Annotated in this window: 10 protein-coding genes; 4 read left to right on the top strand and 6 right to left on the bottom strand. The window is 65.5% G+C overall.

Annotation, left to right across the window (positions count from 1 at the left end; translation table 11 throughout):
* Positions 1–25: 25 nt before the first annotated feature.
* Positions 26–1729, bottom strand: coding sequence for a peptide ABC transporter substrate-binding protein (locus IE00_RS17340; RefSeq protein WP_072298449.1), 1704 nt, complete (start codon positions 1727–1729; stop codon positions 26–28).
* A gap of 255 nt (positions 1730–1984) precedes the next feature.
* Here IE00_RS17340 and IE00_RS17335 point away from each other — a divergent pair, with 255 nt between their 5' ends.
* The 3 genes from IE00_RS17335 to purU all read left to right on the top strand — a co-directional run bounded on the left by IE00_RS17335 (position 1985) and on the right by purU (position 6061).
* On the top strand, positions 1985–3817 hold the full coding sequence (locus tag IE00_RS17335) for an ABC transporter ATP-binding protein (RefSeq protein ID WP_072298448.1): 1833 nt from the start codon (positions 1985–1987) through the stop codon (positions 3815–3817).
* Positions 3818–3872: 55 nt separating this feature from the next.
* Positions 3873–5039 (top strand): M20 aminoacylase family protein, encoded by a 1167-nt coding sequence (locus IE00_RS17330; protein ID WP_072298468.1) that lies wholly within the window; start codon positions 3873–3875, stop codon positions 5037–5039.
* 137 nt (positions 5040–5176) lie between these two features.
* A complete protein-coding gene (gene purU, locus IE00_RS17325; RefSeq protein ID WP_072298447.1) occupies positions 5177–6061 on the top strand; it encodes a formyltetrahydrofolate deformylase in 885 nt (294 codons plus the stop codon).
* Between the two features lie 6 nt (positions 6062–6067).
* On the opposite strand, the gene IE00_RS17320 is transcribed toward purU, so the two are convergent.
* The 5 genes from IE00_RS17320 to IE00_RS17300 all read right to left on the bottom strand — a co-directional run bounded on the left by IE00_RS17320 (position 6068) and on the right by IE00_RS17300 (position 11473).
* Entirely contained in the window at positions 6068–6631 is a 564-nt protein-coding gene (locus IE00_RS17320) for a hypothetical protein (protein ID WP_072298446.1), read from the bottom strand.
* Between the two features lie 250 nt (positions 6632–6881).
* The gene (locus tag IE00_RS17315; protein ID WP_072298445.1) at positions 6882–7958 is read right to left on the bottom strand and encodes a BMP family ABC transporter substrate-binding protein; all 1077 of its coding nucleotides are present in this window, start codon (positions 7956–7958) and stop codon (positions 6882–6884) included.
* 37 nt (positions 7959–7995) lie between these two features.
* Positions 7996–8883 carry an ABC transporter permease gene (locus IE00_RS17310; RefSeq protein WP_072298444.1) on the bottom strand — a complete coding sequence of 296 codons (888 nt, stop codon included), beginning with the start codon at positions 8881–8883 and terminating at the stop codon, positions 7996–7998.
* Positions 8880–9956, bottom strand: a complete 1077-nt coding sequence (locus IE00_RS17305) for an ABC transporter permease (RefSeq protein WP_072298443.1) — start codon at positions 9954–9956, stop codon at positions 8880–8882. The genes IE00_RS17310 and IE00_RS17305 overlap by 4 nt, the downstream gene beginning before the upstream one ends.
* Complete coding sequence (locus tag IE00_RS17300) at positions 9953–11473, bottom strand: ABC transporter ATP-binding protein (protein ID WP_240493984.1); 1521 nt, start codon at positions 11471–11473, stop codon at positions 9953–9955. The genes IE00_RS17305 and IE00_RS17300 overlap by 4 nt, the downstream gene beginning before the upstream one ends.
* Positions 11474–11568: 95 nt before the next feature.
* Here IE00_RS17300 and dnaE point away from each other — a divergent pair, with 95 nt between their 5' ends.
* The gene (gene dnaE, locus IE00_RS17295) at positions 11569–15039 is read left to right on the top strand and encodes a DNA polymerase III subunit alpha (protein ID WP_072298442.1); all 3471 of its coding nucleotides are present in this window, start codon (positions 11569–11571) and stop codon (positions 15037–15039) included.
* Positions 15040–15072 lie beyond the last annotated feature (33 nt).

Genomic DNA, 15072 nt, shown 5'->3' with positions numbered 1-15072 from the left:
CCCCGGTCAGGGGCGGCCGCGGGTGTCACTCCGCCGCGCGCGACCAGTCCGCGACGTTCCAGATCTCGCTGTCCCATGCGTTCAGCTGAACGCCCTGCAGCGTGTTGGAATGGGCCGAGGCGGTGCCGCGATAGACCAGCGGGATGATGGCGTTGGTATCCTTGGTCAGCATCTCGTTCATCTTGCGGCCCATGGCGGCGCGTTCGTCGGCATCGACGATGCCTTCCAGTTCCGACACCATGCGATCGTATTCGGGATCGCAGAAGCGGCTGGTGTTTTCACCCTGCCACTGGTTGTCGGGGCCGGGCGCCTTGTTGCAGGTGTGCTTGGAGAGGTAAGGGGCCGGGTTGTTGCCGTCGAAGTTGTCGGCATACATCTCGATATCGGCATAGAACTTCTGCAGGGTGTCGGGCGAGCCCGCATCCGATCCGAAGAAGACCGAGGCATCGATGGTCTTCAGCTCGGTCTCGACGCCGATTTCCGACCACCACTGCTTGATCAGGGCCTGGAAGTCCTGGCGCACCGCGTTGACCGAGGTCTGGTAGAGCATCGACAGGCGCACGCCGTCCTTTTCGCGCACGCCGTCGCCACCCTTGACCCAGCCCGCCTCGTCCAGCAGGGCATTGGCGCCCTCGATGTCCTGGGTCAGGCATTCGGTGTTTTCGGACGCCCATGCCGCGGGGGCGGGCACATAGTTGCAAGTGGCCTTGCCCGCGGGCCCATAGCCGATTTCGACCAGCAGCTCGCGGTCGATGGCCATGGACAGCGCCTTGCGCACAGCCGGGTCCGACAGGAAGGGATGGGGATGTTCCAGCGTCGAGCGCGTCTCGGCGGGCAGGTTCGGCGATGGGTCGGTCAGGTTCACGTGCAGGCGTTCGACAAGGCTGCCGAAGGCGGCCGTGACCTTGCCGCGGCCCGCGGCCTCCATCCCGGCGATGACGTCGGGGGCCAGCTGGGTGTTCCAGGCATAGTCGAACTCACCCGTTTCCAGGACCGAACGCGCCGCACCCGCCGCATCGCCGCCACCCTTGACCAGCACGGTCGCGAAGGCCGGCTTGTCGGGGTCGCGATATTCGGGGTTCGCTTCCAGCGAGATGGTGTCGTTCGTCAGGAACTCGGTCACGCGGAAGGGGCCGGTGCCGACGGGGTTGAAGTTCTGTTCCGTGCAGGTGGGCGCATTGGCGCCGGTGCAGTTTTCGAACTGGGCCTTCTGCAGGATCGGCGACTGGGCGCCCACGAAGGCCGAGAACGGGTCCGGGCGCGGCGCGTTGAAGGTGATCTTGACGGTGTGGGGATCGACGGCCTCGATGGTCTTGATGCCTTCGAACTTGGCCAGCTGGGAACAGCCGCCATCGGGGTCCATGCAGTAATTGGCGGTGAAGACGACGTCATCGGCGGTGAAGGGCGTGCCGTCCGACCACTTGATGTCGTCGCGCAGCTTCCAGGTAACCGAGGTCATGTCCTCGGCGATGCCGCCATTCTCCAGGCTGGGCAGTTCGGCGGCCAGACGCGGATAGATGGTGCCCTTGGCATCATACCCGGCCAGCGGTTCCAGGGTCAGGCTGCTGGCGATGACTTCCTTGGTGCCGCCCGACAGATAGGGGTGCATGGTCGTGGGCGCCTGCCACATGATCAGGCCAAGCTGACCGTCGCTGCCGCGTTCGGCGAATGCGGCCGGGGCCATCGTCAGCGACGCGACGGCGCCCATCAGAACGGTTCTCAGTTTCATCAGGCTCTCCTGTTGGGAATGAACCCGCGGGGCGTCTGCGCATCGGCGGCCGTTCGAGGGCCGCTTCTTGGTTCGGGTGTCCCGGTCTTGTTGGGCATGTTCGTGATGTCGCCGTCCCTGCGGAATGGGGTCATCATCAGTCAAAGCCCAATCCGAAAGCAAGTCCCATCACGCAGACGCGGCCGCAGCCTTTGCGCTTTGACTTTTGCAGGGCAGCGACTAGCCTTCGGGCTTGGACATTTTCCGGGGGACAGCATGCTTGACGACAAACCGCTCGTTTCAATCGAAAAACTTTGTGTCGAGTTCGAGACGAATGACGGCGTGGTGGTGGGCGTCAAGGATGTCAGCTTCGACATCAAGCCGGGCGAATGCGTCTGCGTGGTGGGGGAATCGGGGTCGGGCAAGTCGGTCAGCTCGTTGTCGTTGATGCGGCTGGTGGAATTCGGCGGCGGCACCATCGCGGGCGGTCGGCTGATGTTCGACAAGGGCGACGGGCAGGTCGTGGACCTGGCGACGCAGGGTGGCCCGGCCATGCGCGACATTCGCGGCAACCGGATCGGCATGATCTTTCAGGAACCGATGACCGCGCTGAATCCGGTCTTCACCGTGGGCGACCAGCTGGCCGAAGGCCTGATGGCCCATCGCGGCATGAACCGCACGCAGGCCCGCGCCCGCGCGTTGGAGATCCTGCGCCAGGTCCGCATGCCCGAGCCCGAGCGCCGGCTGGACCAGTATCCGCATGAACTCTCGGGGGGGATGCGGCAGCGAATCGTCATCGCCATCGCCATGGCCTGCGAACCGCGCCTGCTGATCTGCGACGAACCCACGACCGCGCTGGACGTCACCATCCAGGCCGAAATCCTGGCGCTGATCGACCGGTTGAAGCGGGAAAAGCAGATTGCCGTTCTTTTCATCACCCATGACATGGCCGTGGTCGCGCAAATGGCAGATCGTGTCGTGGTCATGTATCGCGGCGACAAGGTCGAGGAAGGACCGGTCACCCAGATCTTTGAAAACCCGCGCGAAGATTACACCAAGATGCTGCTGGCCGCCGTGCCGCGCCTGGGTGAGATGACCGGCAAGCCCGCCCCCGAACGCCTGCGCCTGATGCGCGACGGCACACATGGTGCACCCGAACCCATCATTGTGGCCGATCCCAAACCGCTGCTGACGGTTCGGAACCTGACCACCCGCTTTGCCGTCAAGGGCGGCGTGCTGCGGCGAACGCTGGCCAATGTCCACGCGGTCGAGGATGTCAGCTTCACCATCAACGGCGGCGAGACGCTGTCGCTGGTGGGGGAATCGGGTTGCGGGAAATCCACCTGCGGGCGGTCGATCCTGCGGCTGGTGGAACCGCAATCGGGGCAGGTCGATCTGGGCGGCACCGACATTCTGGCGCTGTCGCCGCGGGCGCTGCGCAAGGCGCGGCGCGACATGCAGATGATCTTTCAGGACCCCTTCGCCAGCCTGGACCCGCATATGAAGCTGTATGACCAGGTGGCCGAACCGATGCAGAATTACGGCATCGGCAGCCGCAGCGAGCGCGAGGACCGCATCGCGGCCCTGTTCGACCGGGTCGAACTGCCCCGCCACTTCATGCGCCGCTATCCGCATGAAATGTCGGGCGGCCAGCGCCAGCGCATCGCCATCGCCCGTGCCCTGGCGCTGAACCCCAAGCTGATCATCGCCGATGAGGCCGTGTCGGCGCTGGACGTGTCGGTCCAGGCGCAGGTTCTGAACCTGCTGATGGAATTGCAGCAGGACATGGGCATTTCCATGCTGTTCATCAGCCATGACATGGCGGTCGTGGAACGCGTCAGCCACCATGTCGGCGTGATGTATCTGGGCCGGATCGTCGAAATGGGCACCCGCGCGCAGGTCTTCGAGAACCCTCAGCACAGCTATACCCGCCAGCTGATGTCGGCGGTGCCGGTGGCCGATCCGCGGCAGAAGAAGATCTCCGAGGATCTGAACTTCCGCCCGATCCCCTCGCCGATCCATCCGGTCGATTACACGCCCCAGCCGTCGGTCTATCGCGAGGTGGCGCCGGGGCACCGGGTGCTGGTCGATCCCGTCACGCATGGCTGAACCGGACTTGCACGACCTGCAGGAACGCGCCAACCTGACGCCGAAGGAGAACAACATGCCCGTCAAGAACCGCTTTGCCGAACTGCTGCCCGAGATCACCGCCTGGCGCCGCGATTTCCACGAAAACCCCGAACTGCTGTACGAAGTGCACCGCACCGCCGGCAAGGTCGCCGACCTGCTGCGCGAGTTCGGCTGCGACGAGGTGACCGAGGGCATCGGCCGTACCGGCGTCGTGGGCGTCATCAAGGGTCGCACCGACACCAAGGGCCGCGTGGTGGGCCTGCGCGCCGACATGGACGCGCTGCCCATCAACGAACAGACCGGCGTCGAATATGCCAGCAAGACCCCCGGCAAGATGCATGCCTGCGGCCATGACGGGCACACCGCCATGCTGCTGGGCGCGGCGAAATACCTGGCCGAGACCCGCAATTTCGACGGCACCGCCGTGGTCATCTTCCAGCCCGCCGAAGAAGGCGGGGCAGGGGCCGAGGCGATGATTCAGGACGGTCTGGTCGACCGCTGGGGCATCGACGAATTTTATGGCATGCACAACATGCCCGGCATGCCGGTCGGCCAGTTCTCGATCCGGCCCGGCGCGATGATGGCGGCTGCCGACCAGTTCGACATCACCGTCACGGGCAAGGGCGGGCATGCCGCCAAGCCCCATGAATGCATCGACACCACCCTGACCGCCGCCCAGATCGTCGTGGCGCTGCAATCGGTCGTGGCGCGGAATGTCGATCCGCTGAAGAACGCCGTCATCTCGGTCTGCGTGGTCAGCACGGATTCGACCGCCTACAACGTCATCCCGCAGGTCGTCCGGCTGAAGGGCACCGCCCGCAGTCTGGCCCCCGAGGTCCGCGACCAGCTGGAGGAAGGCATCAAGCGCGTCGCCACCAACATGGCCGCCGCCATGGGCGCCGTGGCCGAGGTCGATTACCAGCGCGGCTATCCCGTCACCATGAACAACGAACAGGCGACCGTCTGGGCCGCCGACATCGCCCGCCAGATCAGCGGCGACGTCGACATGGACATGCAGCCGATGATGGGCGGCGAGGATTTCAGCTATATGCTGAACGAACGCCCCGGCGCCTATATCTGGGTCGGCAACGGCGACACGGCGATGGTCCACCACCCCGCCTACAACTTCAACGACGAGGCGATCCCCGCCGGGTCCAGCTGGTATGCCGGCATGGTCGAGGCCCGTCTGCCCGCCGCGTGACGCCCCCAACGATGGCGATGTCGCGGCCTGCATGCCAGCGGTCGCAAACATGATTGTCATTCCCCGGCAATCGTTCGAAATGCAGGGGCGCGGGATGTGACATTCCGCGCCACGGCAATCAAGGGGACGAACGTCAGATGAAAAGCTATACCTTGCGCGTGACCTGCGCCTCGACCCGCGGAATCGTTGCGGCGATCTCGGGCTTTCTGGCGGATGCGCAGTGCAACATCACAGACAGCGCGCAATTCGACGATGTCGAGACGGGACGCTTCTTCATGCGCGTCAGTTTCCGGTCCGAAGGCGAGGCCACGCTGGACAGCCTGCGCGCCGATATCGCCCCCGTGGCCGAACGCCTGAAGATGGAGGTCGCCATCACCGACGACGCCGTCAAGAAGAAGGTGCTGATCATGGTCAGCCGCTTCGGGCATTGCCTGAACGACCTGCTGTATCGCTGGCGCATCGGGGCGCTGCCGATCGACATCGTGGGCGTCATCTCGAACCACCACGAATACCAGAAGGTCGTCGTGAACCACGACATCCCCTTCCACATGATCCGCGTGACCCCCGAGAACAAGGCCGAGGCCGAGGCCCGGCAGATGGAGATCATCGACCAAACGGGGGCCGAACTGGTGGTTCTGGCGCGCTACATGCAGGTGCTGTCGGACCGGATGTGCCAGCAGATGTCGGGCCGGATCATCAACATCCATCATTCGTTCCTGCCCAGCTTCAAGGGCGCGAACCCCTACAAGCAGGCCTATGAACGCGGCGTCAAGCTGATCGGCGCGACCAGCCATTACGTCACCGCCGACTTGGACGAAGGCCCGATCATCGAACAGGATACGGTGCGCGTGACCCATGCCCAATCGGCTGGCGACTACGTGTCGCTGGGTCGCGACGTCGAGGCGCAGGTCCTGGCCCGCGCGGTCCACGCCCATATCCACGGGCGGGTGTTCCTCAACGCCGCAAAGACGGTGGTCTTCCCGGCCTCTCCGGGCAGCTATGCCAGCGAACGCATGGGCTGAGACGCGTCAGAACAGGGGCAGACGCGGCCCTTTCAGGACGTAATCCGTGTATTCGGCGGCGATGGGGGCGATGCGGTCGAAGACCGGTGTCTGGGCGCAGACCTCCCACCACTGGCGGTAATAGACCATGTCTTCGGCCTTGATGGTCTGGAACGGGTTGATCCGCAGCGCCCGGTCGCCCGTGGTGGTCAGATGGTCGCGGATCTGCGCTTCGTGTTCTGGGGTCAGACGCAGGTGGAAGGGCTTGGCGATCCTTCCTGCGAAATGGACCACCGCGGGGGTGAAGTCCCGCGGTAAATCGTGGAAACGATAGTTGTATCGGTCATGGGCGCGCAGATAGTTGCTGCCAAGGTATTGATGGTCGATATACCACAGGAAGCGTGCGCCGAAGGGCTGGCTGCCCAATTGGCTAAGCTGGGCGAAATCCTTGCGTTCCCGCACGGCGATCACGTGCAGCGTCAGGTTTGGCAAGCGGTCGCAGAAGGCGGCAAGTTCGCGAAGCTTGTCCTGTGACAGCGACAGCAGCATCACCTGCAGCACATCCGCATCATCCCCGCCAAGCGAGGTCATGACGTTCAGAGGCGCAGGTTCGCGACGGGCAGGCGGCGATAGATGTCTTTGGCTTGCGCACGGCGCTTCGGGAATAGCATCTGGGCCTGTATCTTGGGGCGCAGACAACAAAGCGGGCTGCGGCGGTCACGGTCCCGGCATCATGCGCAGGGGCTTGCTCGATCTGCAAGATCGCGGCGGCCGAGACCATCAGAATTTCGAACGCCCCGCCCTTTCGGACGGGGCGGGGCGTGACGTCACGGGGTGGGGATCACTGCGGGATCTGCGCGGTGATGCCTTCGACAAAGAAGTTCATGCCCTGCAGATCGCTGTCGGGGGCGGTTTCGCCTTCGGCCAGCCATTCGCTGCCATCGGCCTTGTTCAGCGGGCCGGTGAAGGGGTGGTATTTGCCGGCGCCGATCTTGTCGCGCAGGGCCTCGGCCTCGGCCTTGACCTCGGCGGGGACGGCGTCGGTGATCTCGCCGATCACGACCTCGCCGTCACCGATCCCGGCCCAGCTGGAACCGCTTTCCCAGGTGCCGTCCAGCATCGCGCCGACGCGCTTGATGTAATAGGGCGACCATTCGTCGATGATCGAGGCCACGCGCGGGCTGGGCTTGAAGGCCGCCATGTCGCTGGCCTGGCCAAAGCCGATGGCGCCTGCCTCCTGCGCCTTGGCCAGGGGGGCGGTCGAATCGGTGTGCTGCAGGATCACGTCCACGCCTTCGGCCAGCAGGGCGGCGGCGGCGTCGGCCTCTTTCGCCGGGTCGAACCAGCTATAGGCCCAGACCACCTTCATCTCGACATCCGGGTTCACCTTGCGGGCGTGGATGAAGCTGGAGTTGATGCCCTGGATCACTTCGGGGATCGGGAAGGACCCGATATAACCGATCTTGTTCGACTCGGTCATGTGGCCCGCGATGGTGCCGATGACGGCGCGGCCTTCATAGAAGCGCGCATCATAGGTGGCGACGTTGGGCGCGGTCTTGTAGCCGGTCGCATGTTCGAATTTGACGTCCGGGAACTTGGCGGCGACGTTCATCACCGGGTCCATGAAGCCGAAGCTGGTCGCGAAGATCAGCTTGTTGCCGGCCAGCGCCAGCTGGGTCAGCGCGCGTTCGGCATCCGCACCTTCCGGGACGCTTTCGATGAAGGTGGTTTCGACCTTGTCGCCATATTCGGCCTCGACGGCCTGACGGGCCAGGTCGTGCTGATAGGTCCAGCCGCCATCGCCCACGGGACCGACATAGATGAAGCCGACCTTCAGCGGTTCGTCCTGCGCCATCGCGGGCACGGCCAGCGCCATCAGGATCGCGGAGGCCGAGGCAAGAAGGGTTCTGCGTTGCATGTAAGGTATCCTCTGTTGGAAGGGTATCCGGCCGCGTTCAGCGCAGCGCGTGAAAGTTGTTGCCCAGTGATCCGGGGGCCGCGCCACCAGCCTTGCGGCTGTAGGTCTGCCGGGCCGAGATCAGCACAAGAACGATGATCGTGGCAAGATAGGGGGCCATCGACAACAGCTGCACCGGCACGTCGACCTCGGCCGCCTGCAGGCGCAGCTGCAAAACGGTGACGCCGCCGAAAAGCCAGGCCCCCGCAAGGACGCCGAAGGCCGTCCAGCTGGAAAAGACCACGATGGCCAGCGCGATCCAGCCCGCGCCCGCGGTCATGCCCTCGGTCCATTGCAGGACGGTGGCGATGCTGATGAAGGCGCCGCCGACGCCCGCCATGGCGCCCCCGAAGGCGATGGCCGCGGTGCGCGTCAGGTGGACGTCATAGCCAAGGGAATGGGCGGCCTCGTGGTTTTCGCCGACCGCACGCAGGATCAGACCGCGGCGCGTGCGGTTCAGGAACCACCAGATGACCGGCACCATCAGCAGGCCCAGCCAGACAATCCAGTTGATCCCCAGGGGGCCGTCCGGCATGGGCGGGGCCTTCACGCCCTCGAAGGGTTTGCCGAACATGGCAGCAAGGCCCAGCCCGAACAGGGTCAGCGCCAGGCCCGATGCGACCTGGTTGGCCAGAAACACCTGCGTCAGCAGGGTATACAGAAGCGATATGGCGGCCCCCGCCAGCGCCGCGACGGCAAAGCCCAGGAAAGGGTTGCCGGTCGCATAGGCGGCGGCGAAACCCGCCAGCGCGCCGGCGATCATCATCCCCTCGACGCCCAGGTTCAGGATGCCCGCGCGTTCCGCGACCAGTTCACCCAAGGCCGCGAACAGGATCGGCGTCGATGCCGACAGCAGCAGAAGAAAGACCGAAAGCGGATCGATCATGATTGGCCCTTTCGCTGGATGCGGAACCGGGTCAGCACGTCGAAGCCCAGCAGGAAGAACAGCAGCATCCCCTGGAACACCTGCACGGTGGCGGCGGGCAGCTGCATGGTCAGCTGCGCCAGTTCGCCGCCGATATAGGTCAATGCCAGCAACAGCCCCGCCAGCAGGATGCCCAAGGGGTGCAGCCGGCCAAGGAAGGCCACGATGATGGCGGTAAATCCGTATCCGGTGCCCAGCTTGTCGGTGATCTGACCGGCCGGGCCCGCAACCTCGAACAGGCCCGCCATGCCCGCCAAAGCGCCCGACAGGCCCAGGCAGAAGGCGACCAGCGTGGCGGGGTTCACGCCCGCGAAACGCGCCGCGCGGGGGGCGGAACCGGCCGCGCGGATGTGAAACCCACGGATGTGGCGGCTGACCAGCACCCAGGTGACCAGGACAGCGACGGCGGCGGCAACGACGCCCCAATGCGCGCCGGTGCCCGCGATCAGTTCGGGGTTCGATGCGGCGGGATATTGCTGCAGGTTGCGCGACCCGGGAAAGCCGAAGCCTTCGGGGTTCTTCATCGGCCCGAAGGCCATCCAGGCCGCCACGCGTTGGGCGACATAGACCAGCATCAGCGACACCAGGATTTCCGACGCGCCGAACCAGTTGCGCAAGAGCGCGGGGACCATGCCCCAGGCCCAGCCCCCGGCAGCGCCCGCGATGACCATCGCCGGAAAGATCCACGCCCCTTCGGCGGGATAGGCGGCCAGGGCGACGGCGCCCCCGGTCAGCCCGCCGATGATGTATTGCCCCTCGGCCCCGATGTTCCAGATGCCGGCGCGGAAACCGATCGCCAGGCCGCTGGCGATCAGGATCAGCGGCGCCGCCTTGACCAGCAGCTGCGGGCGGGAATAGGAGGCCGCCGGCCCGAACAGCGGGTCCCAGAAGATGGTGCGGATGGCCGTGACGGGATCGTGGCCCATGATGGCGAACAGGATGCCGCCCGCGATCATCGTGGCCAGGACCGCCATGACAGGCGTCGCGATCTGCCAGAAGGTCGATGCGGTGCTGCGCGAAACAAGCTGGATCATAGCGCGGCTTCCTGCATGCCATGCGCGCCGCCCAGCATCAGGCCGATCTGGTCCAGGGTCAGCCCCTCGGTGGGCCGGGGTTCGGAAAGGCGGCCTTCGTTCAGGGCGCAGAATTGGTCGGAAAGTTCCAAAAGCTCGTCCAGGTCCTGAGAGATGACGATGACACCCGCCCCCTGCCGCGCCAGATCCAGCAGCGATTGCCGCACGAAGGCGGCCGCGCTGGCATCGACGCCCCAGGTGGGCTGGTTGACGACCAGCACGCGGGGGTCCTGCAGGACCTCGCGCCCGATCACGAATTTCTGCAGGTTGCCGCCCGACAGGGCGCGGGCGGCGACATGGGGGCCGGGGGTGCGGACGTCGAACCCGGCAATGACGGTTTCGGCAAAGCCCCGCGCGGCGCGGTGGTCGATCAGGCCGTTCTTGACCAGTTTTCTGCGCAAACCCGCCGTCAGCAGGGTGTTTTCCGTCAGGCTGAAATCGGGGACGGCGGCATGGCCCAGGCGATCCTCGGGGGCGGTCAGCAGCCCCGCCTTGCGGCGGGGGTCCGGTCCCAGGATCGACAGGTCGGCCCCGTCCAGCGTGATGGTGCCGGGGCGGGCGCGGACCTCGCCCGTCAGGGCGGCCAGCAATTCCTCCTGGCCGTTGCCCGCCACGCCGCCGATGCCCAGGATCTGCCCGGCGCGCAGCTCCAGCGACACCGCTTTCAACGCCGTGCCTTCGGCATTGGGGGCGGGCAGCGACAGGTCGCGGATGGTCAGCAGAACCTCTCCGGCCTGGCGACCGGTCCGGTCGATGTCGCGCATCTCGCCTCCGACCATCATCGCGGCCAGTTCGCGGGCCGAATGGGCGCGGGGATCGCAGCTGTCGACCACGCGGCCATGACGCAGGATGGTGGCGCAATCGCAATGGGTGCGGATCTCGTCCAGCTTGTGGCTGATGTACAGGATCGCGGTGCCCTGGTCTGCCAGCTTGCGCAGGGTGGCGAACAGCAGCTCGGCCTCTTGCGGGGTCAGCACGCTGGTCGGTTCGTCCATGATCAGCAGGCGCGGGTTCTGCAGCAGGCAACGGATGATCTCGACCCGCTGACGTTCGCCCGCCGACAGGGTAACGATGCGCCGCGCAGGGTTCAGCGGCAGGCCGAAATCATGGCTGACCTTGGTGATGCGGGCCGACAATTCGCGGCGCGGGGGCGGGTTTTCCATCCCAAGGGCGATGTTTTCGGCCACGGTCAGGGCGTCGAACAGGCTGAAATGCTGAAACACCATCGCCACGCCGGATGCCCGCGCCGCCCGCGGGTCGGCGGGCGCATGCGGGGCGCCCATCAGCGACATCCGCCCCTGGTCCGGGCGCACGAGGCCATAGATCATCTTGACCAGCGTCGATTTGCCCGCGCCGTTTTCACCCAGCAGGGCGTGGATCTGCCCGGCATCGACCTGGAAGGACACGTCGTCATTGGCGCGGACGCCGGGATAGGACTTGCCGATCCCCTCGGCGCGAAAGACGGCGGTGCTGTTCAAATTTGATCCCCCTGGTCAAAACCTGACCTGCTTAGACCGCAAATCCCCGTCAGGGCAATTGCGCTGTTTGGTCAGGCTGAGATACTGTCCCGATCATGGCCGAAAAATCCCCTCGATTCATCCACCTTCGCACACATTCCGAGCATTCGTTGCTGGAAGGTGCCATTCCCGTAGGCAAACTGCCCAGTTTGGCGGCAGATGCCGGCATGCCGGCGGTCGCGCTGACCGACAGCAACAACATGTTCGCGGCGCTGGAATTCAGCGTGAAGGCCCGCGACAAGGGCGTGCAGCCCATCGTCGGTTGCCAGGTGACGCTGCAGGGCGAGGCCACCGGGCCGGTCGTCCTGTTGGCGCAGAACCAGGCGGGATGGCTGAACCTGATGTCGCTATCCTCGTGCCTTTACCTGCGGGACGGGGGTGCCTTGCCGCATGTGACGGTCGAGGAATTGTGCGAACGGTCCGAAGGATTGATCTGCCTGACCGGCGGCGCGACGGGTCCCCTGGGGTTGCTGATCGCGCAGGGGCAGGCCGACAAGGCCGCCGCGCTGGCCGATAGGCTGGCCAAGGCGTTCCCCACGCGGCTCTATGTGGAACTGCAACGCCATCCGGGCGAAAACGGCCAGTTGATGCTGGCCGAAGCCGCATCCGAGGCCGGGCTGATCGACCTGGCCTATGCGCGCGATCTGCCGCTGGTGGCCACGAACGACGTCTATTTCCCGAAATCCACCATGTACGAAGCGCATGACGCGCTGATCTGCATCGCGGAAAAGGCCTATGTCGACCAGTCCCAGCCCCGACGCCGCCTGACGCCGCAGCATTATTTCAAGACGCCGCAGGAAATGGCGGTCCTGTTCGCCGACCTGCCCGAGGCGATCGACAACACGGTCGAGATCGCCCGCCGCTGCGCCTTTGCCGTGGCCAAGCACGCGCCGATCCTGCCGAAATTCGCCGATGACGAGGTCGCCGAACTGCGGCGTCAGGCCCGCGAGGGCCTCGAGGCGCGGCTGAAGGTCATCCCCCATGCCGTCAGCGTCGAGGATTATCACGCCCGCCTGGATTTCGAACTGGGCATCATCGAGCAGATGGGCTTTCCCGGATACTTCCTGATCGTGGCGGATTTCATCGGCTGGGCCAAGGATCAGGGCATTCCGGTCGGGCCGGGGCGGGGTTCGGGGGCCGGGTCGCTGGTCGCCTATGCGCTGACCATCACCGACCTTGACCCGCTGCGTTACAGCCTGCTGTTCGAACGCTTTCTGAACCCCGAACGGGTCAGCATGCCCGATTTCGACATCGACTTCTGCATGGACCGTCGGGAAGAAGTGATCCGTTACGTGCAGGGCAAGTACGGGGCCGACAAGGTTGGCCAGATCATCACCTTTGGCGCGCTGCTGTCCAAGGCCGCCGTGCGCGACGTGGGTCGGGTGCTGCAGCTGCCCTTCGGGCAGGTGGACCGCCTGTCCAAGATGATCCCCGTCGAGGGCGTGAAGCCCGTCAGCATCACCAAGGCCCGTGCCGACGAACCCCGCCTGCGCGAGGCCGCGCGCGAGGAGGTCGTGGCACGTCTGCTGGATTACGCCGAACAGCTGGAGGGGCTTTACCGCAACGCCTCCACCCACGCGGCGGGGGTCGTCATCGGGGACCGTCCGCTGGACCGGCTGGTGCCGCTGTACCGCGATCCGGCCTCGGACATGCCGGCGACGCAGTTCAACATGAAATGGGTGGAACAGGCCGGGCTGGTCAAGTTCGATTTCCTGGGTCTGAAGACGCTGACCGTCATCCAGAACGCGGTGGACCTGATCAACGGGGGCGGGCGGCCGCTGCACATCGCAGCCGACGGGCGGCAGCTTTACGACCCGACGCCGGGGACGGAAAACCAGATCAACCTGATCCCGCTGGATGACAAGGCCAGCTATGACCTGTTCGCCAGCGCCCGCACGGTTGCGGTCTTCCAGGTGGAATCCAGCGGCATGATGGACGCGCTGCGCCGCATGAAGCCCACCTGCATCGAGGATATCGTGGCGCTGGTGGCGCTGTACCGTCCCGGCCCGATGGAGAACATCCCGACCTATTGCGAGGTCAAGAACGGGCTGCGCGATCTGGAATCGGTCCATCCCAGCATCGATTTCATCCTGGCAGAAACGCAGGGCATCATCGTCTATCAGGAACAGGTGATGCAGATCGCCCAGGTCATGGCGGGATATTCCCTGGGCGGGGCCGACCTGCTGCGCCGCGCCATGGGCAAGAAGATCGCCGCCGAGATGGCCAAGGAGCGCCCGAAATTCATCAAGGGTTCGATCGAGAACAAGGTCCCCGAAAAGAAGGCCGGAGAGGTCTTCGACCTGCTGGAGAAATTTGCCAATTACGGCTTCAACAAATCGCACGCGGCGGCCTATGCCGTGGTCAGCTATCAGACGGCGTGGCTGAAGGCGAACCACCCGGTGGAATTCATGGCCGCGGTGATGAACTGCGACATCCACCTGACCGACAAGCTGGCGATCTATAAGCGCGAATGCGACCGGATGGGGATCGAGATCGTGCCGCCCTGCGTCAGCCGCTCGGCGCCGACCTTCACCGTCAGGCAGGGGCGCATCCACTATGCCCTGGGCGCGCTGAAGGGCGTCGGTCTGGACGCCATGAAGCTGATCGACACCGCGCGGGGCGACGAGCCGTTCCGCGACCTGTTCGATTTCGCCCGCCGCGTCGACATGAAGCGTGTCGGCAAGCGCCCGCTGGAGATGCTGGCCCGTGCGGGCGCCTTCGACCAGCTGGACGACAACCGGGCGCGGGTCATGAAGTCGCTGGACGGGCTGGTCGCCTGGTCGGCGGCGGTCCAGGAACAGGCCAGTTCCAACCAGACATCGCTGTTCGGCGGCGGAGAGGATCTGCCCCCCCCGCGCGTACCCATCGCCGGCATCTGGCTGCCAGCCGAAAAGCTGGCCGAGGAGCACAAGGCCGTTGGTTTCTATCTGTCCGGCCATCCGCTGGACGATTACATCCCGGCGCTGCGCCGCAAGAAGGTCCAGACCCTGGCCGAGATCAGCCAGGAGGCCTTGGGCGGTCCCCTGGTCGCCCAGATCGCGGGCACCGTCGCGGCGCGCATGGAACGCAAATCCGCCAAGGGCACGCAATACGCCTTTGTCAGCCTGTCCGACCCGACCGGGCTCTATGAGGTCACGGTGTTTTCCGACCTGCTGAACGCGTCGCGTGACAGGCTGGAACCGGGCCAGAACGTCGTTCTGCAGGTCAAGGTCGAACCATCGGGCGATCAGGTCAAGATGCTGGCCAATTCCGTGACGGCGCTGGAAGACGCGGTGGCGGATGCGGGCGCCGGGTGCTTGGCCGTCGAGATGCAGGGCGCCGACACCATTCCGCGCCTGGCCGAGGTTCTGGGCCGCATCCGCAGCGACATCATCGTGCCCTCGCGGTCGCGCGGTCCGGTGCGTCTGCGCCTGCGCGAAGGCGACGAGGTCATCGAGATCGAAATCGCGAACGACGCCCCCCTGACCACCCCGGCGCGTCAGGCGCTGCGGGCCGTTCCCGGCGTGCTGGATGTGCTGGAGGAATAGCGCCTTGGCGGATGTTCGCGCTTCGTGCTAGTC

It is taken from the genome of Paracoccus sp. SM22M-07, from assembly GCF_001887735.1.
In the GTDB taxonomy this organism is placed as follows: domain Bacteria; phylum Pseudomonadota; class Alphaproteobacteria; order Rhodobacterales; family Rhodobacteraceae; genus Paracoccus.
The sequence above is the reverse complement of the archived record's forward strand: the minus strand, read 5'-3'. Positions and strand labels throughout refer to the sequence as shown.

Excerpts from the sequence above, each read along its gene's own strand:
- IE00_RS17310 (WP_072298444.1), bottom strand. The coding sequence starts at position 8,883 with ATGATCGATCCGCTTTCGGTCTTTCTTCTGCTGCTGTCGGCATCGACG.
- IE00_RS17305 (WP_072298443.1), bottom strand. The coding sequence starts at position 9,956 with ATGATCCAGCTTGTTTCGCGCAGCACCGCATCGACCTTCTGGCAGATC.
- IE00_RS17330 (WP_072298468.1), top strand. The coding sequence starts at position 3,873 with ATGCCCGTCAAGAACCGCTTTGCCGAACTGCTGCCCGAGATCACCGCC.
- IE00_RS17320 (WP_072298446.1), bottom strand. The coding sequence starts at position 6,631 with ATGACCTCGCTTGGCGGGGATGATGCGGATGTGCTGCAGGTGATGCTG.
- IE00_RS17315 (WP_072298445.1), bottom strand. The coding sequence starts at position 7,958 with ATGCAACGCAGAACCCTTCTTGCCTCGGCCTCCGCGATCCTGATGGCG.
- dnaE (WP_072298442.1), top strand. The coding sequence starts at position 11,569 with ATGGCCGAAAAATCCCCTCGATTCATCCACCTTCGCACACATTCCGAG.
- IE00_RS17340 (WP_072298449.1), bottom strand. The coding sequence starts at position 1,729 with ATGAAACTGAGAACCGTTCTGATGGGCGCCGTCGCGTCGCTGACGATG.
- IE00_RS17335 (WP_072298448.1), top strand. The coding sequence starts at position 1,985 with ATGCTTGACGACAAACCGCTCGTTTCAATCGAAAAACTTTGTGTCGAG.
- purU (WP_072298447.1), top strand. The coding sequence starts at position 5,177 with ATGAAAAGCTATACCTTGCGCGTGACCTGCGCCTCGACCCGCGGAATC.